Below are 20,759 nucleotides of genomic sequence, written 5' to 3' on the forward strand. Positions count from 1 at the left end.
TTCTATTGGTTCAAAACACGGGTTTATAACAAGTAACGGCATATTCAAGCCGCCCGGCAGCAGACCGGGGCGGCGACTCAATGGTACTGGCAGAGGCGGCGCAGGGCATCGGGCCCCACCGGCTCCTCGGCGAGCAGTGGCACCACGGCGTAGCGGCTGGCGTGTTGCTGCTCGACTGCCTCGATATGGGGTAACTGGCGCTCGGCCCGCAGTTGCAGCAGCGGTGAGCTGACCGCGGCTTGCTGCAAGCTGTGGTTGATGAGCCAGCCCCAGGGCTCGATGCCAGCCCGGCGCAGATCGGCCTGCAGATTGGTCGCCTCCTGCACTGGCGTCGGCTCGGGCAACGTCACAATCAACACCTTGGTCTGTTTGGGATCCTGCAACTGCATCATGGGGGTGGTGAAGTGCAGCCCCTTGTTTCCCATCTGGCGAGCGATCTCCCTGTGGTAGGCGCCGGTGGCGTCAAGCAGCAGCAGGGTGTGGCCAGTGGGGGCAGTATCCATCACCACGAAGCGCTTGCCCGCCTCGCGAATAATGCGCGAGAAGGCCTGAAACACGGCGATCTCCTCGGTACAGGGGGAGCGCAAGTCCTCCTCCAGCAGTGCCCGCCCCTGCTCGTCCAGGGCTGCTCCCTTGGTGGCCAGCACCTGGGCACGGTAACGTTCGGTCTCGGCATGGGGGTCGATGCGGCTCACCTCCAGATGGGGCAGACTAGCTGCCAGCGTCTCGCTCAGGTGCGCGGCGGGATCCGAGGTGGTGAGGTGCACCGGCAAACCGCGGCTCGCCAGTTCCACCGCCACGGCGGCAGCCAGGGTGGTTTTGCCTACCCCGCCCTTGCCCATCAGCATGATGAGGCCGTGACCATCGGCGGCCAGCTCGTCCACCAACGAACTCAACTCGGGCTGGGCTGGCTTGACAGTGGAGTGTGCTGTCGGGGATTGGGCGGCGCTTCCCTCTGATTGCAGCAACAGGCGCAAACTGTCGAGCCCCACCAGATTGGTGGCCAGCAGCGGGATATGATCCTGCGCCAGCCCCTTGATCCCCTGCGGCATCTGGGCGAGAGCCTGTTGCTCGCGCTGCCAGAGCGCCATTGCCAGCGGATCTCCGGCAATGGCGCCTTCGGGGAAGAGGCCATTGATCACCAGTTGCTGGTTCAACAAGCCGATGGCGGCCAGCTCCTCGTGGGTGCGAGCCACTTCCCGCAGAGTGGATTGCTGGGCCCGCGCCACCAGCACCAGCCTGGTGCGAGCAGCATCAGCCAGCGCAGCGACCGCCTCTGCATACTGGCTGCGCTGCTTCTCCAGCCCCGCTAGCGGGCCCAGGCAGGAGGCATCCCCCTTGCCCTGTTCCAAAAATTCGCTCCAGGCGCCCGGCAATTGCAGCAGCCGGATGGTGTGGCCGGTTGGGGCCGTATCAAAGACGATATGGTAATACTCGGCCAGCAGCGTTTGGTCGGTCAGCAGCGCAGTGAATTCGTCAAAGGCGGCGATCTCGGTGGTGCAGGCGCCGGAGAGCTGCTCCTCGATGCTGCGCACCACGCTCTCGGGCAACTTGCCGCGCACCGGCCCGACGATCCGCTCCCGATAAGCTTTGGCCGCCGCGGGGGGATCTATCTCCAGCGCCGACAAACCGGGCACAGCGGCGATGGCGGTGACGCGATTGCCGATCTCGGTGGCAAACACCTGCCCCACGTTGGAGGCAGGGTCGGTGCTGACCAGCAGTACGCGCTTGCCAATATCACAAAGAGCCACCGCACTGGCGCAGGCCAGCGAGGTCTTGCCCACCCCGCCCTTGCCTGTGAAAAAGAGAAACGGCGGTGGATTGGTCAGAAAATGGTACATAGCCTCTCCCGAATGGTGCGTCACGACTCAGCAGCAACCGCTGCCAGAGCAGCAGCCGCCCTTGACGATCCCCTTGATGGCCGCTTGCGGCGCAGGCAGCCCGGCATAACGGGCCAGCTCGCTGCGGTTCGGGTAACGGCCGGTCAACACCACCTGCCCCTCTACCAGCACCAGTGGCAACCCCTCCTCCCCGGCGTGGGTCAGAAAAGCGCTGACGGCAGGTGTCTCGGCAAATTGCATCGGCTGCTGGGCCAGATTGAAACGCTCGATGGCAACGCCCTGCTCCTTGGCCCAGGCAAGGTCGGATGCGAAGGTGACCAGTGCCTGATCAACCTCGGTACCGCAGACACCGCTGGAGCAGCAGAGGGCGGGATCAAAAATCTGAATGGAGGACATGGCATTACTCCTTGTTGCAGCAGGGCTGCGCAGGCAGAACATGGGGGGAGCAGGCTGACTCGGCACGCATCACGCCGCACGCCTCGGGATGACCGGCGCAGCACTCCTCGGTGAGGTAGGCGATCACATCCAGCATCAGGGGAATATTGGCGCGGTAGCGCAGAAAGCGCCCCTCCTGCTCCACCGACAGCAGACCAGTGTTGAGCATCGCCTTGAGGTGAAACGAGAGGGTATTGGGGGCAATATCGAGCTCGCTGGCCAGTTCACCGGCGACCCGCCCCTCCAGCCCGGCCTTCACCAGCAGCCGCCATACATCGAGCCGGATGCCGGATGCCAGCGATTCAAAGACCTTGGTGGCCATCTCTTTGTTCATCTTCACTCCCCTTGGTGCGACCTTTCACTTCAACTATACAAGAATTATTGAAATGATCAAGATATGTACCGAAGCGAAGATACGAGGTTCTGGCATCAAAGCGGGCCGACTGGAGAATCGACGAGTGAACAACAATCGCGGATGACCACACAGGGTTCATCGCAGATAAACAGACGCCCTCCAGAGGGAGGGCGTGTATCAGACAGTCAGAGCTGTCGGGGCAATCAGACGAACGCGTGCCTTACTTGGCAGCTGGCACAGCGTTGAAGGTGAGCAGGGCCGCCTTGTTGGCATCGCTCAGAGTCAGCTGGTTGCCGTTGATGGAGTAAGTTGCCACCTTCTCCAGCTTTTGCAGGAACTCGGTCTCTTTGTTCATGGCGTCGCCGATGCACATCATGCGAGTGGAGCCCATGGCACCCAGCGTCAAGACACCGTCACCCTGCTTGGTGATACCGCCAAAAAAGCGGTTGCAGCCGCCCTTGCCCGCCACCTTGCCGTCAACCACTTGCAGGGTGAAGGTATCGCCGGTGGCGCCTTGCAGCTGCCAGCTGGATGCTTGCAGTTGAGCCATGCTGGAACCTGTTGCCATTGCGCAGCCTCCCAGTGCCAGCGCGGCCAGCAGAGTCAGTTTCTTGTTCATGGATTCACCTCTTAATGATTAGAGCCATCAATACGGCAGCCTGTTTAACATGGCTGGCGCCCATGCCAAAGGATTTTATTGTGATCTCCCTTCACTTTACTACCAGCTGGCATGTGCCATGCTTAGGCTCAGTTCCGGACCCAGGGAGGGGAAACGAATGGTCAAATCACTCATCATCACACTGCTTGCAACCTGCGCCAGCATGGCTGTTCAGGCCGCCGACTGGGCAGTGGTTCAGCCGCAATCCAACCCGTCTCTCTATGTCAAAAGTTACTCGGGTGTGTTGCTCAATGGCCATAGCCATCACAGCGACAGTTTTGATCTCTGGCTGGTCAATAGCGGCTATCAATATCCGGTGGTGGATGATGTGACCCTCTTTATGGAAGCGGGCCCGGCGGTGGCGGATCAGAATCGCACATCCGGTTTCAATATGAGTTCGGGGGTACGCTACCAGCTCTCTCCGGCATTCAATATCGGCAGCCAGATCAAGCATCTCGATCTCAACAAGGCCAGCACCCTGCTGGAGCTCAACTCCAGCCTGCTGCTGACCCCCAGACTCTCCCTCACAGCCAACTACGGCGTCAGCGCCATCACTGCCGATCAGGCGCTGAGTCTGGGGGTCGGCTTCAATTTCTGATGATCACAACAGCGGCGTGGCGCTCACCACCACGCCGTTGCGATCCGCATAGACATAATCCCCTTCGTGGATGGTCACACCGGCAAAGCTGACCACAGCCCCAATCTCTCCCAATCCTCGCTTCTCGGTCTTGACCGGACAGGCCGCCAGCGCCTTGACCCCGAGCGCCAATGTCGCCAGGGTGCCCACATCCCGCGCCGCGCCGTGGATCAGGATCCCCTCCCACCCCTGCTCCACCGCCTTGACCGCCAGTTGATCGCCGAGCAGCGCACGGCGCAGCGAGCCGCCGCCGTCGATCACCATCACCTTGCCGTGACCGGGGCGGCTCACCAGATCCCGCACCAGACTGTTGTCTTCATAACAGGAGAGCGTTACGGCGCGACCATAAAAGAGGGCCTTGCCGCCAAAATCCTGAAACACCGGGTCGGCCACTTGCAGCAAGTCGCCATGTTGATCGCAGAGGTCGGGCAGGAGATCCAGCATGATTTGATTCCTTTCAGATATATGAAGGTGTTCATTCTTTCATCAGGCAAGGTTTCTGGCAATCCAGAAGGATTCAATATTGCCCAGACAAGCTGCTGATTTATCCGTCAATACTGGTGTCAGCCAGAGCTGGCCATCCTCCACCCAGTAGATAGCGTTCTGGCCAAAACGGGCAGCCAGCTGACAGGCTTGTGGCAGGGATAGCGCCACCGCCAGCGATGACTCCTGCCAGCGTTCGTCCGGGTCAGATCCCCAAAACGGCCCCACCACGGGCACCTGCAAATCCACGGTCAGATGGCGCCACAGCGCCCGTTCCCGCCGCATATTGTGTCGTTGTGTGACCCACTGGCTGGCCGGATTCCAGGCTGTGATGATGGCAAAGGCAGACCAGTCTGGTGGCTCAAATGGCGCGATAAAGCAGATTTTCTTGTAGTTTTCCCACAAATTCATGTCAATCACATGTTACATTCCATTACATTTTGTAGGGGCGAAAACCCGGTTCAGGCCAAGTATGATGCTGCTGTACCAGGGTTTGACCTATATCAAATCAGAGTTAAAAAGTTGCTATCTGACGGCAAAGAGTGTTGTTATGCTCCTGTTAACTGATAAAATGCGGCCACTTTCGTAATGGACGACCTTTCCAGGCTCTGCTCGACCAGACTTGTCGGGAACCTATAAGTGGCACAGGGATACTTGCCGGTACTGATGCCTAATTCGCGATATTCCGACCTGACTCTCATACCCAGGATGACGTAATAAATTTTCAGGATCAGTCAGGAAATCGGTTTGAAACGCCAAAGAGTGTTAAATTTAAGATAATTAACTGATAAGAATCTGGGAATACTCATGCAAACACCACACATTCTGATCGTCGAAGACGAGCTGGTCACACGCAATACCCTGAAAAGCATTTTTGAAGCCGAAGGCTACATCGTGCTCGAAGCCAACAACGGCGACGAAATGCATCAGGCCCTCACTTCCCACACCATCAATCTGGTGATCATGGACATCAACCTGCCGGGCAAGAACGGCCTGCTGCTGGCCCGTGAGCTGCGTGAGAACGACAACATCGCCCTGATGTTCCTGACCGGCCGTGACAACGAAGTGGACAAGATCCTGGGTCTGGAGATCGGCGCCGATGATTACATCACCAAGCCGTTCAACCCGCGCGAGCTGACCATCCGTGCCCGCAACCTGCTGAGCCGCACCATGAACGTGGCTGCCGGTGGCGAAGAGAAGAAGCTGGTTGAGCGCTACCTGTTCAACGGCTGGGCGCTGGATATCAACAGCCGCGCACTGGTCAGCCCGACTGGCGACATGTTCAAGCTGCCGCGCTCCGAGTTCCGCGCCATGCTGCACTTCTGCGAAAACCCGGGCCAGATCCAGACCCGTGCCGAGCTGCTGAAGAAGATGACAGGCCGCGAGCTCAAGCCCCACGACCGTACCGTCGATGTGACCATCCGTCGCATTCGCAAACACTTCGAAAGCGTCAACGATACTCCGGAGATCATCGCCACCATCCACGGTGAAGGCTACCGTTTCTGTGGTGAGCTGGAGCAGGAATAAGCTCCCGCGACGCTGTTGATCTGAAAAGGCGCCTTGGGCGCCTTTTCTGTCTCTGCGGTTTGCCTTAAAAGCTGAGAAACGGTGAGCGTGACGTCGAACGGCGCACAGGATAGATGAAAAACGAAAAGCCCACTCGCAGGAGTGGGCTTTTCGCTTTGAAGCTGGAGCGGGCAGCGGGAATCGAACCCGCATCATCAGCTTGGAAGGCTGAGGTAATAGCCATTATACGATGCCCGCCTGGCATCTGAAATTTGGAGCGGGTGATGGGAATCGAACCCACGTATGCAGCTTGGGAAGCTACCGTTCTACCATTGAACTACACCCGCGTCAGGGCTCCTACTATATGCATTTTGCCGCCGAGCGCAATGGCGCCTTTGCCACTTTTTTCAATAAATCAATCTGTTCGGACAAGGATTGAACAGACGGTTGCTTTTTCAATCAAACATTTTCAACACAGATAATTTACAAGGTTGCCAAGGCCAAACGGCAAGGATAGTCTTGCGCCACTCGACGCGAGGATGGTGGTAATGGATAAAAAAACGCAAAAACGTCTCTATGGCTGGTTGCGCAAGCAATCGAGTCACGGTCGCCGCTGGATCACGATATCCATCGCTTTTGGCCTTGGCCAGGGCATTCTGATGGTGGCGCAAGCCTGGCTGCTGGCGACCCTGTTGCACGGCTTTATCATCGAAGGCTCAACGCCTGAGCAATCCATCACGTTCTTTATTACCCTGCTGCTGGTGACGCTTGGCAAAGCGGCGCTGGCCTATGGCCGCGAAGTGGCCAGTTTCAAGGCGGGCAGCGCGGTGCGCCAGACCATCCGCCAGCTGGTGCTCACGCGCTTGAGTCGTCTCGGCCCTGCCTATATCCAGCGCCGTCCGGCCGGTAGCTGGGCCAGCCTGTTGCTGGAACAGATTGAAAACATGCAGGATTTCTTCTCCCGCTATCTGCCGCAGATGGCTATCGCCGTCTTTATTCCGGTGGTCATTCTGGTTGCCGTGTTCCCGGTCAACTGGGCGGCAGGTCTGATCCTGCTGGGCACTGCGCCCCTCATCCCCATCTTTATGATCCTAGTGGGTGTGGGCGCCGCCGATGCCAACCGCCGCAATTTTCAGGCGCTGGCCCGTCTCTCCGGCCACTTCCTCGATCGGCTGAAGGGGCTGCGCACCCTGCAACTCTTTATGCGTACCCAGGCAGAAGGTGACGCCATTCGCGACGCCTCGGAAGATTTTCGCGAGCGCACCATGGAGGTGCTGCGCCTGGCATTTTTGAGCACCGCCGTGCTGGAGTTCTTCGCCGCCATTTCAGTCGCGCTGGTCGCCGTCTACTTCGGCTTCTCTTACATCGACCATCTGAACTTTGGTAGCTATGGGGTCAAGGTCACCCTCTTTACCGGTCTGTTCGTGCTGTTTCTCGCCCCCGAGTTCTACGCCCCGCTGCGGGAACTGGGTGCCCACTACCACGCCAAGGCGCAGGCCATTGGCGCTGCCGAGCAGCTGCTGGAATTCCTCGAAGCCGAGGTGAGCGAACCGGCCGCAGGCACGGTGCCATTCCATGCCGACAGCCCGGTCAAGGTAGAAGCCAAAGGACTTGAAGTGCTGAGCGCCGAAGGCAAGGTGCTGGTCGGCCCCATCGACTTCACCCTGGAAGCCGGTTCACGCACCGCCCTCATCGGCGTCAGCGGCGCAGGCAAAAGCTCGCTGGTCAACGCCCTGCTCGGCTTTGCCCCCTATCGCGGTGAGCTCAAGGTCAACGGGCAGGAGCTTGCCACCCTCGACATGAGCCAGTGGCGCCTGCAACTGGGCTGGCTCTCGCAAAACCCGCAGCTGTTCCACGCCTCCTTGCGCGATAACCTGCTGCTGGCCAAGCCAACGGCCAGCGATGCCGAGCTGGAAGATGCCCTGAAACGGGCGCAGGCGTGGGAATTTGCCATGGAGAAGGGGCTCGACTATCCGGTCGGCGATCAGGCCGGCGGCCTCTCGGTCGGTCAGGCTCAGCGTCTCGCCCTGGCGCGCACCCTGCTCAAATCGACCCAGCTGATGGTGCTCGACGAACCGACCGCCAGTCTGGATCGCCACTCCGAGCGCGCCATCATGACCACCCTTGAGCAGGCGATGGCTGGCCAGACCCTGCTGATGATCACCCACCGCCTCGACCAGCTTACCAAGATGGACAAGATAATGGTGCTGGCCCGCGGCCAGCTGGTGGAGCAAGGCAGCTTCCAACAATTGAGTCAGGCGGATGGGCCTTTTGCCCGCCTGCTCTCCCAACGTTCCGGAGGTTCTCTCGATGAGTGATCTGTTGCCGTTTCTGCGCCTCTATCGCCAACACTGGCTCAGCCTCACCATTGGTTTGCTGCTGGCGCTGGTGACCCTGGCCGCCGGCATGGGGCTGCTCTCCCTCTCCGGCTGGTTCCTCTCCGCCGCCGCCGTGGCAGGGATGACAGTTGCGACGACCCATGCCTTTAACTACATGACCCCCGCGGGCGGGGTGCGCTTCTTCTCCATCGTCCGCACAGCCGGTCGCTGGGGTGAGCGGGTAGTGAGCCACGACGCCACCTTCAGGGTACTGACCCGACTACGGGTCTGGTTCTGGCAGAAACTCTCGCCGCTCTCCACCGGTACTCTGGCCGGTTTCCGTCAGGCGGATCTGCTCAACCGGCTGGTGGCCGACATCGATGCGATGGACCACGTGTATCTGCGGCTGATCACCCCCATAGGCGCGGCCCTGCTCAGCACCGCCGGACTGGTCTTCTTCCTGTCGTTTTTCGACAGTCGTCTCGCCCTCACCCTGGGTGCCATTCTGCTGTTTGGCATGATTGCCCTGCCGCTGGTGTTCTACTTCCTCGGCCGTCGCCCCGGTCAGGCGCTGATTGCCGAAAAATCGACCCTGCGTACCCGGATGGTGGACTATCTGGATGGTCAGGCCGAGCTGCAGATGTTTGCCGCGGCTCCCAAGGCGCTGGTTGAGCTGCAACAGGCCGAACAGGCGCTGCTCGCCGCACAGGCCCGGATGGCCAAGGTGAGCGGGCTGGCCAACTTCTCGGTGCAACTGCTGAGCGGCTGGACCCTGACCCTGATGCTCTGGCTGGCCGGCCATGGGGTGGCGGGTGCTGCGCCCGACCCCATGACCGCATTGATGGTCTTTGCCACCCTGGCAAGCTTCGAGGCACTGATGCCGTTGGCGGGGGCTTTCCAGCACCTCTCCACCAGCCTCACCTCGGCACGCCGCCTGAACGAGATCCTGCAAGAGGCAAAAGCCCCCGAGTGGGGCGACGAGCAGACCCACGCTACCGCTGGCGCGCTGCAGATCAATGACCTCTATTTTGGCTACCCCGGCAACCCCCAGCCGGTGCTGCGTGGCTGCACCCTGCAACTGCACGCCGGTGAGAAGCTGGCGCTGCTGGGCCAGACCGGCTGCGGCAAATCGACCCTGATGGGGCTGCTGACCCGGGAGTGGAGCCCGCAGGCTGGCAAGATCCTTCTCGATGGCAAGCCGCTCACCGACTATAGCGAAGGGGCGCTGCGCGCCTCCATCTCGGTGGTGAGCCAGCGGGTGCACCTGTTTGCCGATACCCTGCGGGGCAACCTCAAGCTGGCCGCCCCGACCGCCACTGACGAGCAGTTGATTGCGGTACTGACCCAGGTCGGACTGGCCAATCTGCTGGAAGATGAGGCGGGCCTCGACGCCTGGCTCGGTGACGGCGGCCGCCCCCTCTCCGGTGGTGAGCGTCGCCGTATCGGTATCGCCCGCGCCCTGCTGCACGATGCGCCGCTCTGGCTGCTGGACGAACCGACCGAAGGGCTCGACAGTCAGACCGAACGGGAGATCATGGATCTGTTGTTCAAGCTCGGGGCAAATCGCACCTTGCTGCTCATCTCCCACCGCCTGCTGGGGATGGAGCAGATGGACCGGATTGCCCTGATGGAAGAGGGACAGATCCGCCTCTGCGCCCCTCATGACAAGCTGCTGGCGGATGATTACTACCGCAGCCTCTATCAGCGGCTGGCTCCGGTTTGATATCAGGCTGATGGGGGTCACACCCTGACAACAGGGCGCAAAACGGGGCTGGTCGCCGCAGGCGGCTGGCCCCTATAATGTCCCCCTCATTATTCAACAAGATGCCGACATGGAGCGCCTGCGCATTTCTACTGTCCTCATCACCGACACAAGATACGAGACGATGAAACGCCTGATCCTGATGATGCCCCTGATTGCCTCCGGCTGTGCCAACTACGCCTTCAACAGCAATCTGGATAAAGAGAACTTCGACGAATACTTCAAACCCGGTAGCGTGCGCATCTATGAACAGGATGAGCTGGCTGACCTCAACTACCTCTACCTCGGCACCATCGAGGGTGAATCCTGCCAGGCCGATGCCAACCAGCCGGTGCCCAACGCCGGTGAAGCACGCACCCTGGCCCGCCGCCGCGCCGCCGACATGGGCGGCAACGGCGTCACCATCGACAAGTGCGCCGAGTTCAGCGACACCCCGGGCTGCCTGAAACAGGTGATCTGCTACGGGCAGGCGCTGAAAGTGGCCGAAGAGAAGTAACCGCTGTCATGGCCCTCGCTATCGTTCGCCTTGGCAGCCCGCGCCTGCCCGATGAGGGGCTGCGGATCGGCACGGTGCGCCGCCCGCCCCGCGGCGTACCCAAGAGCGAATTTGCCAGCCAGCATTGGTACGATGTCTGGTTCCCCAATCTGGCCCCCAGCAGCGAAACCATGAAGCTGGGGCAGGCAGCCGAGACACCCGCCCAATGGGCGGCGTTTGGCAAACAGTACAAGGCCGAGATGGCGCAACCTGCCGCCAGGCATGATCTGGCGCTGCTGGCCGCCCTCTCCCACACCACCAATCTGTCGGTGGGTTGCTACTGCGAGCAGGAGTCCCGCTGCCATCGCACAATTTTGAAAGAGCTGCTGGTAGCCGCGGGGGCCGCCATCCGCTAACTCGGCGAGCGACAGCGATGGGATGGGGAATCGCGTCAGCCTGTATTCGGCAACCATCAGACATTGGATAGAGAGAGAGGGCATCCCGCGGGCTGCCCTCTCTCGTTGTATTCACACCTGCCGCGCCACGCTTGGTAGCAGCGTCTCGATGCACCCTCTCTTATTGCAGACTGGGCTCCAGCAACTGCTGCCGTAGCGCAGTCTCCTCGGCCTGAGTCATGGCATGTTCCGCCACCTCGGCGGCAGGCTCGATGGCCAGCCAGTGGGCAAGATCGGCGGCGGTCTCCTCCAGCGGCCGGAAGTTCAACCCGTGGACGATGGCCGCCTCGGCGCTGACCGAACCATAACCGGCAAACTCCGCCTGCGCGCAGGGCAGCAGGGTGGGATAGCTCTGCCAGGGCTCGATACCGGCCGCCATAAGGGTCGACCAGGGCAACCACTCGGGCTGGATGGGGCGGGCGGGCTGCAACCGGGCGCTCAGCCGCTCCAGCCAGTCGCAGAGGGTAATGCCGGGCTTGAGCAAGTTGAATGTGCCCCCCAACTGCTGCTCGGCGGCCCGTAACACAAACTCGGCGCAGTCGCGCACATCGAGATACTGCAAGCGATCCTCGCCACTGCCCGGCAGCAACCAGGGCCCGCCCTGCTGCACGCGCTTAATCCACCAGGCCATGCGACCAGTGGGATCATGGGGGCCGCACAGCACGCTCGGGCGCAGGATGCAAAGCCGCTCGCCCCAGTGGGCGCGATACTCCTGCTCGCACAACACCTTGAGCGGGCCATAGTCAGTGGGCATTTCACCTTCGGGGATAGGGTGCAGCGGCGCAGACTCATCCATCCCGAGCAGTGAGAAATCGCGATAGACGCTGATGGTGGAGATAAAGATCAGCCGCGCGCAGCGCCCGAGCAAGGCGGCCGAGAGGCTTGCCGCCTGTTCGGGGCGATAGCAGCAGGTATCGATGACGAGATCCCACTGCAACCCGGCCCCTTGCAGGGCGCTCAGGCTCTTGTCCCTGTCGCCGGTGAGCTGCACCAGATCGCGCCAGTCCGGATGCTGGTGCAGGCCGCGGTTGAACAGAGTCACTTCATGGCCCCAATCCAGTGCCAGCGCGGTGAGGTGGCGCCCCAAAAAGCCGGTGCCACCGATAATCAGCAGTTTCATCCCTCTCCCTCCCCCTTCGGCGCGAGTGCGCACATTTCATCCTGACACGCCAGTTGCCTCCACCCTACGCAACTTGGCGCGCGGGCACAGCCCCCGACTGGCCGGGATGGGACAGGGATCACGGCAGCGCCGCAGAAAAGGGCGTATCGAGGCCAAGCCTGCGTTTTGGGGCTGTCTGTGCTAAATTGCCGGGGTTTTCAGTCAGGATCCGCCATGAAGTTCGAAATCGACACCCTCGGGATCATCCGCTCTCCCTACAAGGAGAAGTTCGCCATCCCCCGCCAGCCCGGTCTGGTCAAATCGGCCCGCGCCCGCCTCGAGCTGCTTCCCCCTTACGATCAGCCGGATGTACTGCGCGGCATCGAGCAGTTCTCCCATCTGTGGCTAAGCTTCGTGTTTCACCAGACCATGGCGCAGGGCTGGCACCCGACAGTGCGCCCGCCGCGCCTTGGCGGCAACGAACGGGTCGGCGTCTTTGCCACTCGCTCCACCTTCCGCCCCAATCCCCTTGGCCTCTCTGTGGTCGAACTGCACGGGGTCGGTCGCGAACGGGGCAAGCTGTGGCTGGAGCTAGGGGCGGTGGATCTGCTCGATGGCACCCCCATCATCGATATCAAGCCCTACATTCCCTATGCCGACAGCCTGCCGGATGCCCGTGGCGGCTTTGCCCCGGACGCGCCCACCCCGCCGCTGGCGGTGAGCTTCAGTGCCGAGGCAGAGCAGCAGTTGCAACCCTGGCTCAAGGCCCATCCCGAGCTGCGCCAGCTGGTGAGCGAAGTGCTGGCACAAGATCCGCGCCCCGCCTACAAGAAGGGCAAGCCCGATGAGAAGGAGTACGGGGTGCGGCTGTTTGACTGCAATGTCCGTTTTCGCATCAGCGAGCCGGATTGCGTGGTGCTGGCCATCGAGCCCGCCTGAACCTGGGCGGGCCGACATCACTGATGCTATTTCACGCCGTCTTCACGTCACAAGGGGCTTAATGAGCCTGTAAATTGTGTGGCATTGATCAGACTATCCCCCCGGTTACCAGTGATACCATGCAGACAGCAGAGGGCATCTCCTCTCTGACTGATGCCAGCGGCAGGCTATCGATGTATGGCAAGCATGGTAGCTCTGCTGTTGCCGCCAAAGGATCTGGCCTCGCCCCGACACGTTTGAGTGCGGGGATGCCACACGGATGTGACAGTACTTCGAAGGAACAAACCTATGCTGATGAACAGTGAACAACGTTACGGCACCCTGAATATCGGGCTGCACTGGCTGACCCTGTGGGCCATGATCGCCGTCTACGCCCTGATCGAATTTCGCGATATCTTCCCCAAAGGGGACCCTGGCCGGGATCTGATGAAGGAGTGGCACTTTATGCTGGGGCTGCTTATCTTCGCCCTGGTGTTTGTCAGACTGGCGCTGCGCTGGATGAGCCCGACACCCCGTATCGTGCCCGAGCTCTCCCCGGTCATGCACAAGCTGGCAAAACTGGCCCACCTCGCCCTCTACGGTTTTCTGATTCTCACCCCGCTGTTTGGCTGGCTGCTGCTAAGCGCCGCGGGCAAGCCCATCCCCTTCTTCGGGCTTGAGCTACCGGCCCTGCTCTCCCCCAGTCCGGACCTCAAGGGGCTGATCAAGGAGGTGCACGAGACGCTGGGTAATATCGGTTACGCCCTGATCGGCCTGCACACGGTGGCGGCCCTCTATCACCACCATATTCTCAAAGACAACACCCTCACCAATATGCTGCCGCCACGCCGCAGCTAACGGGTGACAGAGAAACGCAGAGGGGGCCATCGTGGCCCCCTCTCTGTTTTCCTGAACAGCACGCTGGCAAAGAGCATCACGCCTGCTTGACCAGCTCCTCGGTCGGCTTGCCTTTCGGCTCGTGCGGCAGCTTTTTCACATTGTTCTTGCTCTCCGGCTGCTTGCTCTCTGGCGATCGATTTTCAGACAAGGCTTGCAACACGGGATCGGCCTTGCCGGCCACGGTGGGCTGGGACTGGCCAACAAAGTTGCCGCCTTTGCAGATGGAGAGACTGCCCCCCTTGAAGATCCCCTGCATCTTGCCGCTCTCCAGGATCTCCACCTCGGCGGAGGTACAGGTGCCTTCCAGCAGACCATTTATGATCACGTGGGGCGCACTTACCTCCCCCTCAACGCTACCACCCTGCATGATGCGCAGCACACCACCGATGAGCTGGATGGTGCCATTGATCTGACCGCGCACCTCCAGATCCCCCTCAACCTGCAACTCGCCCTTGAAGCGGGCACCGGCTGCAATCACAGTGGCCCCGGCCGACCCAGTAGCCGCACCACCTTTGTTTCTTCCAAACATCCGTACTCTCTCCACCAACCACACAAGCAGAACCAGCGGCATCGGCGCCACTGGCCACAGAAAACAGGGCGACCCCAGCACGTAGAGCAGCAAGGCAGCCCCCCAGCAGAGCCAGACAATATAGAGGAGGTCGCTGCGCTCACGCTGTTGCAGTCGCGCCAGCAGCCTCCCGGCCATCTCTCTCATCACATCAAACCTTTTGCAGCATGGCTGCCGACCAGCATGCCATCGACAACCCGGACCATGGTTAAACGACCAGTTGGCGCGAACTCTGAAGTCCCACTGATTCAGTCCCGATACAGCCGGGATGCATTAGGATTCGAATTGACTCGAAGCGACATACACTTTCTAATTGACAGCTTGGATCCCTATGACCGCTCACATCATGAAAATTCTGTTGGTCGAAGACGACAAGCTGCTCAATCACCACCTCTCCTCTCTGCTGACTGAAGCCGACAATCAGGTCTACAGCACCGACCAGGCCGGGATTGCACTGCACTACGCCGCCGACTATCCCATTGATGTGGCCATCATCGACCTCGGTCTGCCCGATATGGACGGCCTGCAACTGATCCGGCAACTGCGCGAACGGCAGATCCCCTTCCCCATCATTGTGCTGACCGCCCGTGGCAACTGGCAGGACAAGGTCGAAGGACTGGAAGCAGGTGCTGATGACTATCTGGTCAAACCGTTCCAGAAAGATGAGCTGCTGGCCCGACTCAATGCGCTGGTGCGCCGCAGCGCCGGTTTTATCTCGCCCAAGGTGAAGGCCGGTGATTACGAGCTGGATCTCTCCCGCAAGGAGCTGACTATCGCCGGTGAAGTGGCGGTGCTCACCAGCTTTGAATACCTCATTCTGGAGTACCTGATGCGCAATGCCCGTCAGGTGGTCTCCAAGCAGCAACTGCTCGACCAGCTCTACGGCGACGGCGAAGGGGACCCCAACACCATCGAAGTGATGGTGAGCCGCCTGCGCAAGAAGCTGGATCCGGAAGGGACGATTCAACCCATCTCCACCATCCGGCGTCAGGGTTATATCTTCAACCTCTCCTGTAACTGATGCAGTTTCATCTGCCGCGCCCCATCAAGATGATCCGCAGCTCACTGCACATCAAACTGCTGCTCAGCTCGCTGCTGGTCATCGCGCTGATCATGGGGTTTGCCGTCTACGCCCTCTATCTTGGCCACGTCGAGGAGCAGACCCAGAAGGCCAGCGCCCGGATGCAGGAGAACCTGGCCAAGCTGTTTTCCTCCACCGAGCCGGATGACAAGGGGTCGAACGTCGAGCTGGGGCGGATATCCCGTGGTGCGGGGGATCGCAACCTCGATACCCTGATCTGCCGCGCCGATGGCGATCTGGTCTGGTCAAGCCTCCATATGCCGGAGGTGATCAAGGCCAAACAGACCATCTGCGGCGATCTGATGAAATATCTGGGGGGGATGGATCTCGACTACTTCTTCAAGAAGCACACCATCAAGAACGGCGAGAGCTACTTCGTCTACAGCCTGCGGTTTATCCGCAATCCCGGCAGCGGCACCACTGCCTACTACGTGGTGATGATCGACTCGGCCAAACGCTACCACGAAGAGTCCCGCACCTATCTCTACCAGACCGCCAAACAGGCGCTGCTCGCCTATATGCTGCTGGCCGGGCTGCTGCTGCTCACCACCTTCTGGAGCCTCAGCTCCCTGCGCACCATCGCCCGTCAGATCGACGATATCCGGGCCGGCAAGCGCGATGACCTCTCGAGCGATTTTGAGCGGGAGCTGGCCCCCCTGACCGACTCCATCAACCAGTTGCTGGAGAACGAACGCCAGCAGACCCAGCGCTACCAGCACGCCCTCAACGATCTCGCCCACAGCCTGAAAACCCGGCTGGCGCTGATCCAGATCACCACCCGCGAAGTGAAGCTGGGGCGGGAGATCCACGACAACATCAACGAGCAGATCCTCACCATGGATCAGATGATCCAGTATCAGCTCAGACGGGCAGTAACCGGCCGCCAGCGCCTTGCCAGCAAGGGTACCGAGCCGGTACCGCTGATTGAAAAACTGCTGGCCAGCCTGACCAAGGTCTATCGCCACAAAAAGCTGCAAACCCACTTCAAGTTCGATGATGACGCCCTCTTCCACGGCGAACAGGGCGACCTGATGGAGCTGATGGGCAACCTGCTCGACAACGCCTGCAAGTTTGCCATCAGCGAAGTGAAGGTGACGGTACGCCGCCATCTCGAGCGGCTGCGCATCGAAGTGGAAGATGATGGCCCGGGTATCGATCCGGCCAAATCGGAGCAGATCTTCCAGCGCGGCGTGCGGGCAGACAGTTCACCCGGTCAGGGCATAGGACTGGCGGTGGTGACCGAAATCGTCCACAGCTACGGCGGCCAGATCCGGGTCGATGAATCCCCCCTCGGCGGCGCCCGCTTTACCCTGGATCTGCCCTGACACCGGATAGGCCCGACCACGGGCCCTCTGCCACCCGCTGCACTGCCCTACCCAGGGTTAAAAACTCCTGCCTGACACCACCCAATTCAGCAATATGCTATCGAGATGCTTGAGATGTGAGGCATCTCGGTTAAGCTATGGCCGACTCGTTTGTTAACCATTTGATGGACCTGTAATCGCACTATGGAAAACATGTTTGAAAGATTGATGTACGCATCCCGCTGGATCATGGCCCCCATTTATCTTGGGCTCAGCCTCATACTGCTGGCACTGGGAGTGAAATTCTTTCAGGAGATCCTCCATATCCTGCCCAACATACTGGAGATGAAAGAGGTGGATCTGGTGCTGGTCACACTGTCGCTGATCGATATCACCCTGGTGGGGGGACTTATCGTGATGGTGATGTTTTCCGGCTATGAGAACTTCGTCTCGCGCCTAGATGTCGGGGATGAGAGCGACAAACTGGTGTGGCTCGGCAAGCTCGATGCCGGCTCCCTGAAAAACAAGGTCGCCGCCTCCATTGTCGCCATCTCCTCCATTCACCTGCTCAAGGTGTTTATGAATGCCGAAAACCTCCCCAACGACAAGATCAAGTGGTACCTGCTGATCCACATCACCTTTGTCCTCTCGGCCTTCGCCATGGGCTACCTCGACAAGCTGACCCGCAAATAGTAGCCAGCCTGCGATAGACGATATGCCCGATAACACGACATGGATCGGGCATATCGTGCGGCCACTCTTTACAGTCGAGGCCAATATGATCCGCCCATTATCTGCCACCGATCTGGATGCCGCCGTCGAGCTCTGGTATCAGGCATCGGTGCAGGCCCACGACTTTATTCCCGCCACCTTTTGGCGTGAGCAACAGGCAGCGATGCGCGATATCTACCTGCCCGCCAGCCAGCCAGAGCTGGGGCTATGAGGAGGATGGACTGCTACTGGGCTTTATCTCCTGGTATCAGGGGTCTGTTGCCGCCCTGTTTATCTCCCCAGATCACCAATCACACGGGCTGGGTCGCCAACTGATCGAACACCTCAAAGCCCAATATGATCGACTCGAGTTGACGGTCTACGCCGAAAATGAGCAGGCGCGGCGCTTCTATTCCCGCAACGGTTTCAAAGAGGGTGAGCAGTAGTTATGCGAGCATAGCGGCCACCCCGAGTTGGTGATGCATTGGCAACGGGATTAAGCGGGTTTCCCATAGCGATGGCGAGCACGCTTTGCCTGTTTTGTGGCCGCCTTGAATGCCATGACGGCATTCTCTACAATGACCCACTTTTTATTCATTTCGGGTTATATCGATGAGCGATACCAGCACCAAACCGGCTCTGCCGGATCACCTCTCCTGCAATCCCCGCAGCCCTCACTATGTGGCCGCCTGCTTCGAGCACCCGATCGGTATTCGCCTGAACGGCAAAGAGCGCACCGATGTCGAGGAGTACTGCATCAGCGAAGGTTGGGTAAAGATCCCCTCCCCCAAAGCGCTGGATCGCCGTGGTCAGCCCATCCTGATCAAGCTCAAGGGCACCGTTGAAGCCTTCTACAGCTAATCAGCGCGCTGCTGCTTGATAAACAATAAGGCCACCCTCGCGGTGGCCTTATTGTTTCCGGTATTGGTGTTGACGTCAGCGCTATCTAAGCGGCACCCACCAACCCACATTTCTCTCTGGGCAGCCCTTTATACCCCCAAGCGGTCGCGCAGGGTGTACCAGGCGGCGCCCGCGGCGGTGAAGGGGATGCGGAACAGGCGGCCACCCGGGAAGGGGTAGTGCGGCAGTTTGGCAAAGGCATCGAAGCGCTCCGCCTGACCGCTCAGCACCTCCGAGAGCAGCTTGCCCGCCAGATGAGTGCAAGTAACACCGTGGCCGCTGTAACCTTGCATGTAGTAGATGTTGGGCCCGATGCGACCAAACTGCGGCAGCCGCGACAGGGTGAGCAGGAAGTTGCCGGTCCAGGTGTACTCCACCTTGACGTCAGCCAGTTGCGGGAAGGTTTTGAGCATCTTGGGGATGATCAGCCGCTCGATATCCGCCGGATCCCGCGCGCCATAAACCACACCGCCGCCATAGAGCAGCCGGTGATCGCCGGAGGTACGGTAGTAGTCGAGCAGGTAGTTGCAATCCTCCAGACAGTAGTTTTGCGGCAGCAGTGAACGGGCCCGCTCCTCCCCCAGCACTTCGGTAGCGATCACCTGGGTGCCGCAAGGCATGCTCTTGCTGGCCAGTTCCGGCACCAGATTACCGAGGTAAGCGTTGCCCGCCACCACCACAAAGCGCGCCTTCACCGCTCCTTTGGCGGTCTTGACCAGCGCCGGCTGACCCGGAGTAATACTGGTGACGGCGGACTGCTCGAAGATCTGCCCCCCCAGCATGCGGATCGCTTCGGCCTCCCCCAACGCCAGATTGAGAGGGTGAATATGGCCGCCGCTCTTGTCGAGCAGGGCGCCGACGTAGCGATCGCTCGCGACCACCTCGCGCACCCCCTTGGCATCAAGCAGCTCCAGCTGGTCGTTGCCCCACTTCTGCCAGCGGGTGTATTGGGATTTGAGCTCGTGGAACTGTTTTTCGGTCTCGGCGGCAAAGACCCCCCCCTCCTGCAGATCGCACTGGATGTTGTAGCGCTTGATCCGCTCGCGGATGATCTGGCCCCCCTCAAACAACATGGAACCGAGCAGCCTGGCCTGATCCGGCGGGCAGTTCGCTTCTATGGTGTCGATGTCGCGGCTGTAGGAGTTGACGATCTGGCCGCCATTGCGGCCGCTGGCGCCAAAGCCGACTCGTGCGGCCTCCAGCACCACCACCTTGTAGCCCTTCTCTACCAGATGCAAGGCGCTGGAGAGGCCGGTATAGCCCGCCCCGATGACGCAGACATCGCACTCCAGCTGCTCGGTCAATGTCGAATAGGGCGCGTGTTTATTGGCGCTGGCTGCGTAGTAACTGTTTACATGTTCGGTCATGATCCCTGTTTCCTTACCGGTTCGGTTGCCAAACTACTGTCAGGATTAAAAGCTCGCCGGGGTGTGGGCGCTGACGATGCGACAGGTCTCCCCCGACGGATTGCTGAAGCTGTGGGGCTCGCCGGTGTCGATCACATAGCTGTCGCCCGCCTCCAGCGGATAACTCTGGCCCGCCACCGTCAGGATCACCGACCCCTCCAGCACGGTGCCGACCTCCTCCCCCTGATGGGTCACCTGACCGCCGGTGTCGGTGCCGGGGGGATAGGTCTCCAGCATAAAGCCGAGCTGGCGGCGGTTGTTGCCGTTGTGCACCAGCTTGAGGGAGACCCCCTGACTGCCCAGCTCGATCAGCTGATCAGCCTTGATCACCACCTCCGGAGTGCGGCTCTCCTCCTCGGCGAAGAAGCGCGACAGCGGCAGGCCGTAGATGGTGAGCAGCTTTTGCAGGGAGGCGACCGAAGGGCTCACCTTGTCCTGCTCGATCATGCAGATGGCGCCATGAGTCAGGCCACTCAACTCGGCCGCCCGCCGCTGGGAGAGCCCCAGCTGATGGCGTACCGCCGCCAGCCGTTCCCCCATGGTGCGCGCCCCGGCGTCAGTCCCACTCACCGGTCGAGCCACGCCCTCCCGGCTCTGTGGCCCGCTCATGAAAGGCCCCCTTCTGCGCCATGTCTGCATCCTTGCATCATCAGCCTCTCCTGCTTGCGCGTGATCGCATTGGATCAGGCGCAGCCCGTTTACCCTGCTGGTTAAAATAGCCGACCAGCTTTCCCTTGCCGTTCACTATGTTACACAGCGAAACCGTTCATTATTTTGCACACCTGATTTACCATCCCCCGGTCATCTGCCCACTTGCAGCCTGCCAGTGAACCGGAGAAAGCGCGCTACACAGCCCATTTTCTAGCATGGCGCCCCCCAGCAATTCAAATATATTTAACACTTGAAAAACATTTCAGCTCAAATTATGGTCTTCCTGTGCTTATTAT

General features: G+C 60.4%; 24 protein-coding genes and 2 tRNA genes. 14 read left to right on the plus strand and 12 right to left on the minus strand.

Annotation, left to right across the window (positions count from 1 at the left end):
- Window positions 1–77: 77 nt before the first annotated feature.
- The 4 genes from arsA to I6L41_RS10410 form a co-directional block, all read right to left on the minus strand.
- Window positions 78–1,841, minus strand: a complete 1,764-nt coding sequence (gene arsA, locus I6L41_RS10395) for an arsenical pump-driving ATPase (protein ID WP_216958630.1) — start codon at window positions 1,839–1,841, stop codon at window positions 78–80.
- A gap of 27 nt (window positions 1,842–1,868) precedes the next feature.
- Window positions 1,869–2,237: an arsenite efflux transporter metallochaperone ArsD gene (gene arsD, locus I6L41_RS10400; RefSeq protein ID WP_216951431.1), complete on the minus strand. Its 369-nt coding sequence runs from the start codon at window positions 2,235–2,237 to the stop codon at window positions 1,869–1,871.
- A 4-nt stretch (window positions 2,238–2,241) separates the two neighbouring features.
- Window positions 2,242–2,610: a helix-turn-helix transcriptional regulator gene (locus I6L41_RS10405; RefSeq protein WP_005338181.1), complete on the minus strand. Its 369-nt coding sequence runs from the start codon at window positions 2,608–2,610 to the stop codon at window positions 2,242–2,244.
- Window positions 2,611–2,851: 241 nt separating this feature from the next.
- Window positions 2,852–3,250 carry an META domain-containing protein gene (locus I6L41_RS10410; protein WP_216958634.1) on the minus strand — a complete coding sequence of 133 codons (399 nt, stop codon included), beginning with the start codon at window positions 3,248–3,250 and terminating at the stop codon, window positions 2,852–2,854.
- Window positions 3,251–3,407: 157 nt separating this feature from the next.
- On the opposite strand from I6L41_RS10410, the gene I6L41_RS10415 reads away from it, so the two are divergent.
- The gene (locus I6L41_RS10415) at window positions 3,408–3,887 is read left to right on the plus strand and encodes a hypothetical protein (RefSeq protein ID WP_005350173.1); all 480 of its coding nucleotides are present in this window, start codon (window positions 3,408–3,410) and stop codon (window positions 3,885–3,887) included.
- Window positions 3,888–3,890: 3 nt separating this feature from the next.
- On the opposite strand, the gene I6L41_RS10420 is transcribed toward I6L41_RS10415, so the two are convergent.
- A complete protein-coding gene (locus I6L41_RS10420; protein ID WP_216958637.1) occupies window positions 3,891–4,370 on the minus strand; it encodes a putative 4-hydroxy-4-methyl-2-oxoglutarate aldolase in 480 nt (159 codons plus the stop codon).
- A gap of 42 nt (window positions 4,371–4,412) precedes the next feature.
- Window positions 4,413–4,820, minus strand: a complete 408-nt coding sequence (locus I6L41_RS10425) for a DUF3293 domain-containing protein (RefSeq protein WP_216958641.1) — start codon at window positions 4,818–4,820, stop codon at window positions 4,413–4,415.
- Between the two features lie 396 nt (window positions 4,821–5,216).
- Between I6L41_RS10425 and arcA the strand changes: the two genes are divergently transcribed.
- On the plus strand, window positions 5,217–5,936 hold the full coding sequence (gene arcA / locus I6L41_RS10430) for a two-component system response regulator ArcA (protein ID WP_005338193.1): 720 nt from the start codon (window positions 5,217–5,219) through the stop codon (window positions 5,934–5,936).
- A 162-nt stretch (window positions 5,937–6,098) separates the two neighbouring features.
- Here the strand turns inward: arcA and I6L41_RS10435 are convergent.
- A tRNA-Gly gene (locus I6L41_RS10435) sits at window positions 6,099–6,173 on the minus strand.
- Window positions 6,174–6,188: 15 nt separating this feature from the next.
- Window positions 6,189–6,262, minus strand: a tRNA-Gly gene (locus tag I6L41_RS10440).
- Window positions 6,263–6,463: 201 nt separating this feature from the next.
- On the opposite strand from I6L41_RS10440, the gene cydD reads away from it, so the two are divergent.
- The 4 genes from cydD to I6L41_RS10460 all read left to right on the plus strand — a co-directional run bounded on the left by cydD (window position 6,464) and on the right by I6L41_RS10460 (window position 10,886).
- Window positions 6,464–8,233: a cysteine/glutathione ABC transporter permease/ATP-binding protein CydD gene (cydD, locus tag I6L41_RS10445; RefSeq protein ID WP_216958644.1), complete on the plus strand. Its 1,770-nt coding sequence runs from the start codon at window positions 6,464–6,466 to the stop codon at window positions 8,231–8,233.
- Window positions 8,226–9,956, plus strand: a complete 1,731-nt coding sequence (cydC, locus tag I6L41_RS10450) for a cysteine/glutathione ABC transporter ATP-binding protein/permease CydC (protein ID WP_216958648.1) — start codon at window positions 8,226–8,228, stop codon at window positions 9,954–9,956. The genes cydD and cydC overlap by 8 nt, the downstream gene beginning before the upstream one ends.
- A gap of 163 nt (window positions 9,957–10,119) precedes the next feature.
- Window positions 10,120–10,491 carry an Rcs stress response system protein RcsF gene (gene rcsF, locus I6L41_RS10455; protein WP_013723982.1) on the plus strand — a complete coding sequence of 124 codons (372 nt, stop codon included), beginning with the start codon at window positions 10,120–10,122 and terminating at the stop codon, window positions 10,489–10,491.
- Between the two features lie 8 nt (window positions 10,492–10,499).
- On the plus strand, window positions 10,500–10,886 hold the full coding sequence (locus I6L41_RS10460) for a DUF488 domain-containing protein (protein ID WP_005338205.1): 387 nt from the start codon (window positions 10,500–10,502) through the stop codon (window positions 10,884–10,886).
- A 160-nt stretch (window positions 10,887–11,046) separates the two neighbouring features.
- On the opposite strand, the gene I6L41_RS10465 is transcribed toward I6L41_RS10460, so the two are convergent.
- The gene (locus I6L41_RS10465; RefSeq protein ID WP_216958651.1) at window positions 11,047–12,045 is read right to left on the minus strand and encodes an NAD-dependent epimerase/dehydratase family protein; all 999 of its coding nucleotides are present in this window, start codon (window positions 12,043–12,045) and stop codon (window positions 11,047–11,049) included.
- Between the two features lie 213 nt (window positions 12,046–12,258).
- Between I6L41_RS10465 and tsaA the strand changes: the two genes are divergently transcribed.
- Window positions 12,259–12,963, plus strand: a complete 705-nt coding sequence (tsaA, locus tag I6L41_RS10470; protein WP_216958654.1) for a tRNA (N6-threonylcarbamoyladenosine(37)-N6)-methyltransferase TrmO — start codon at window positions 12,259–12,261, stop codon at window positions 12,961–12,963.
- Window positions 12,964–13,251: 288 nt separating this feature from the next.
- Entirely contained in the window at window positions 13,252–13,800 is a 549-nt protein-coding gene (locus I6L41_RS10475; RefSeq protein WP_064341216.1) for a cytochrome b, read from the plus strand.
- A 76-nt stretch (window positions 13,801–13,876) separates the two neighbouring features.
- Here I6L41_RS10475 and I6L41_RS10480 read toward each other — a convergent pair whose 3' ends face one another.
- Window positions 13,877–14,557, minus strand: a complete 681-nt coding sequence (locus I6L41_RS10480) for a polymer-forming cytoskeletal protein (RefSeq protein WP_201991693.1) — start codon at window positions 14,555–14,557, stop codon at window positions 13,877–13,879.
- A 199-nt stretch (window positions 14,558–14,756) separates the two neighbouring features.
- On the opposite strand from I6L41_RS10480, the gene I6L41_RS10485 reads away from it, so the two are divergent.
- The 6 genes from I6L41_RS10485 (at window position 14,757) to I6L41_RS10505 (ending at window position 18,367) form a co-directional block, all read left to right on the plus strand.
- A complete protein-coding gene (locus I6L41_RS10485) occupies window positions 14,757–15,431 on the plus strand; it encodes a response regulator transcription factor (protein WP_040066247.1) in 675 nt (224 codons plus the stop codon).
- Window positions 15,431–16,816: an ATP-binding protein gene (locus I6L41_RS10490; protein WP_005338217.1), complete on the plus strand. Its 1,386-nt coding sequence runs from the start codon at window positions 15,431–15,433 to the stop codon at window positions 16,814–16,816. Before I6L41_RS10485 ends, I6L41_RS10490 begins: the two co-directional genes overlap by 1 nt.
- 183 nt (window positions 16,817–16,999) lie before the next feature.
- Complete coding sequence (locus I6L41_RS10495) at window positions 17,000–17,488, plus strand: TIGR00645 family protein (protein WP_040065876.1); 489 nt, start codon at window positions 17,000–17,002, stop codon at window positions 17,486–17,488.
- Window positions 17,489–17,573: 85 nt separating this feature from the next.
- A complete protein-coding gene (locus I6L41_RS20785) occupies window positions 17,574–17,738 on the plus strand; it encodes a hypothetical protein (RefSeq protein WP_254203296.1) in 165 nt (54 codons plus the stop codon).
- Complete coding sequence (locus I6L41_RS10500) at window positions 17,674–17,952, plus strand: GNAT family N-acetyltransferase (protein ID WP_254203298.1); 279 nt, start codon at window positions 17,674–17,676, stop codon at window positions 17,950–17,952. The genes I6L41_RS20785 and I6L41_RS10500 overlap by 65 nt, the downstream gene beginning before the upstream one ends.
- A 166-nt stretch (window positions 17,953–18,118) precedes the next feature.
- Window positions 18,119–18,367: a DUF3297 family protein gene (locus I6L41_RS10505; RefSeq protein ID WP_005338226.1), complete on the plus strand. Its 249-nt coding sequence runs from the start codon at window positions 18,119–18,121 to the stop codon at window positions 18,365–18,367.
- 128 nt (window positions 18,368–18,495) lie between these two features.
- Here the strand turns inward: I6L41_RS10505 and I6L41_RS10510 are convergent, their stop codons facing one another.
- Both I6L41_RS10510 and puuR read right to left on the minus strand, forming a co-directional pair.
- On the minus strand, window positions 18,496–19,773 hold the full coding sequence (locus I6L41_RS10510; protein WP_216958657.1) for an FAD-binding oxidoreductase: 1,278 nt from the start codon (window positions 19,771–19,773) through the stop codon (window positions 18,496–18,498).
- 45 nt (window positions 19,774–19,818) lie between these two features.
- A complete protein-coding gene (gene puuR / locus I6L41_RS10515; RefSeq protein WP_216958660.1) occupies window positions 19,819–20,421 on the minus strand; it encodes an HTH-type transcriptional regulator PuuR in 603 nt (200 codons plus the stop codon).
- Window positions 20,422–20,759: the final 338 nt, after the last annotated feature.

The sequence above is a fragment of the Aeromonas sp. FDAARGOS 1411 genome (assembly GCF_019047125.1).
Lineage (GTDB): Bacteria > Pseudomonadota > Gammaproteobacteria > Enterobacterales > Aeromonadaceae > Aeromonas > Aeromonas veronii.

Excerpts from the sequence above, each read along its gene's own strand:
- arsA (WP_216958630.1), bottom strand. The coding sequence starts at position 1,841 with ATGTACCATTTTCTGACCAATCCACCGCCGTTTCTCTTTTTCACAGGC.
- arsD (WP_216951431.1), bottom strand. The coding sequence starts at position 2,237 with ATGTCCTCCATTCAGATTTTTGATCCCGCCCTCTGCTGCTCCAGCGGT.
- I6L41_RS10405 (WP_005338181.1), bottom strand. The coding sequence starts at position 2,610 with ATGAACAAAGAGATGGCCACCAAGGTCTTTGAATCGCTGGCATCCGGC.
- I6L41_RS10410 (WP_216958634.1), bottom strand. The coding sequence starts at position 3,250 with ATGAACAAGAAACTGACTCTGCTGGCCGCGCTGGCACTGGGAGGCTGC.
- I6L41_RS10415 (WP_005350173.1), top strand. The coding sequence starts at position 3,408 with ATGGTCAAATCACTCATCATCACACTGCTTGCAACCTGCGCCAGCATG.
- I6L41_RS10420 (WP_216958637.1), bottom strand. The coding sequence starts at position 4,370 with ATGCTGGATCTCCTGCCCGACCTCTGCGATCAACATGGCGACTTGCTG.
- I6L41_RS10425 (WP_216958641.1), bottom strand. The coding sequence starts at position 4,820 with ATGAATTTGTGGGAAAACTACAAGAAAATCTGCTTTATCGCGCCATTT.
- arcA (WP_005338193.1), top strand. The coding sequence starts at position 5,217 with ATGCAAACACCACACATTCTGATCGTCGAAGACGAGCTGGTCACACGC.
- cydD (WP_216958644.1), top strand. The coding sequence starts at position 6,464 with ATGGATAAAAAAACGCAAAAACGTCTCTATGGCTGGTTGCGCAAGCAA.
- cydC (WP_216958648.1), top strand. The coding sequence starts at position 8,226 with ATGAGTGATCTGTTGCCGTTTCTGCGCCTCTATCGCCAACACTGGCTC.
- rcsF (WP_013723982.1), top strand. The coding sequence starts at position 10,120 with ATGAAACGCCTGATCCTGATGATGCCCCTGATTGCCTCCGGCTGTGCC.
- I6L41_RS10460 (WP_005338205.1), top strand. The coding sequence starts at position 10,500 with ATGGCCCTCGCTATCGTTCGCCTTGGCAGCCCGCGCCTGCCCGATGAG.
- I6L41_RS10465 (WP_216958651.1), bottom strand. The coding sequence starts at position 12,045 with ATGAAACTGCTGATTATCGGTGGCACCGGCTTTTTGGGGCGCCACCTC.
- tsaA (WP_216958654.1), top strand. The coding sequence starts at position 12,259 with ATGAAGTTCGAAATCGACACCCTCGGGATCATCCGCTCTCCCTACAAG.
- I6L41_RS10475 (WP_064341216.1), top strand. The coding sequence starts at position 13,252 with ATGCTGATGAACAGTGAACAACGTTACGGCACCCTGAATATCGGGCTG.
- I6L41_RS10480 (WP_201991693.1), bottom strand. The coding sequence starts at position 14,557 with ATGAGAGAGATGGCCGGGAGGCTGCTGGCGCGACTGCAACAGCGTGAG.
- I6L41_RS10485 (WP_040066247.1), top strand. The coding sequence starts at position 14,757 with ATGAAAATTCTGTTGGTCGAAGACGACAAGCTGCTCAATCACCACCTC.
- I6L41_RS10490 (WP_005338217.1), top strand. The coding sequence starts at position 15,431 with ATGCAGTTTCATCTGCCGCGCCCCATCAAGATGATCCGCAGCTCACTG.
- I6L41_RS10495 (WP_040065876.1), top strand. The coding sequence starts at position 17,000 with ATGGAAAACATGTTTGAAAGATTGATGTACGCATCCCGCTGGATCATG.
- I6L41_RS20785 (WP_254203296.1), top strand. The coding sequence starts at position 17,574 with ATGATCCGCCCATTATCTGCCACCGATCTGGATGCCGCCGTCGAGCTC.
- I6L41_RS10505 (WP_005338226.1), top strand. The coding sequence starts at position 18,119 with ATGAGCGATACCAGCACCAAACCGGCTCTGCCGGATCACCTCTCCTGC.
- I6L41_RS10510 (WP_216958657.1), bottom strand. The coding sequence starts at position 19,773 with ATGACCGAACATGTAAACAGTTACTACGCAGCCAGCGCCAATAAACAC.
- puuR (WP_216958660.1), bottom strand. The coding sequence starts at position 20,421 with ATGAGCGGGCCACAGAGCCGGGAGGGCGTGGCTCGACCGGTGAGTGGG.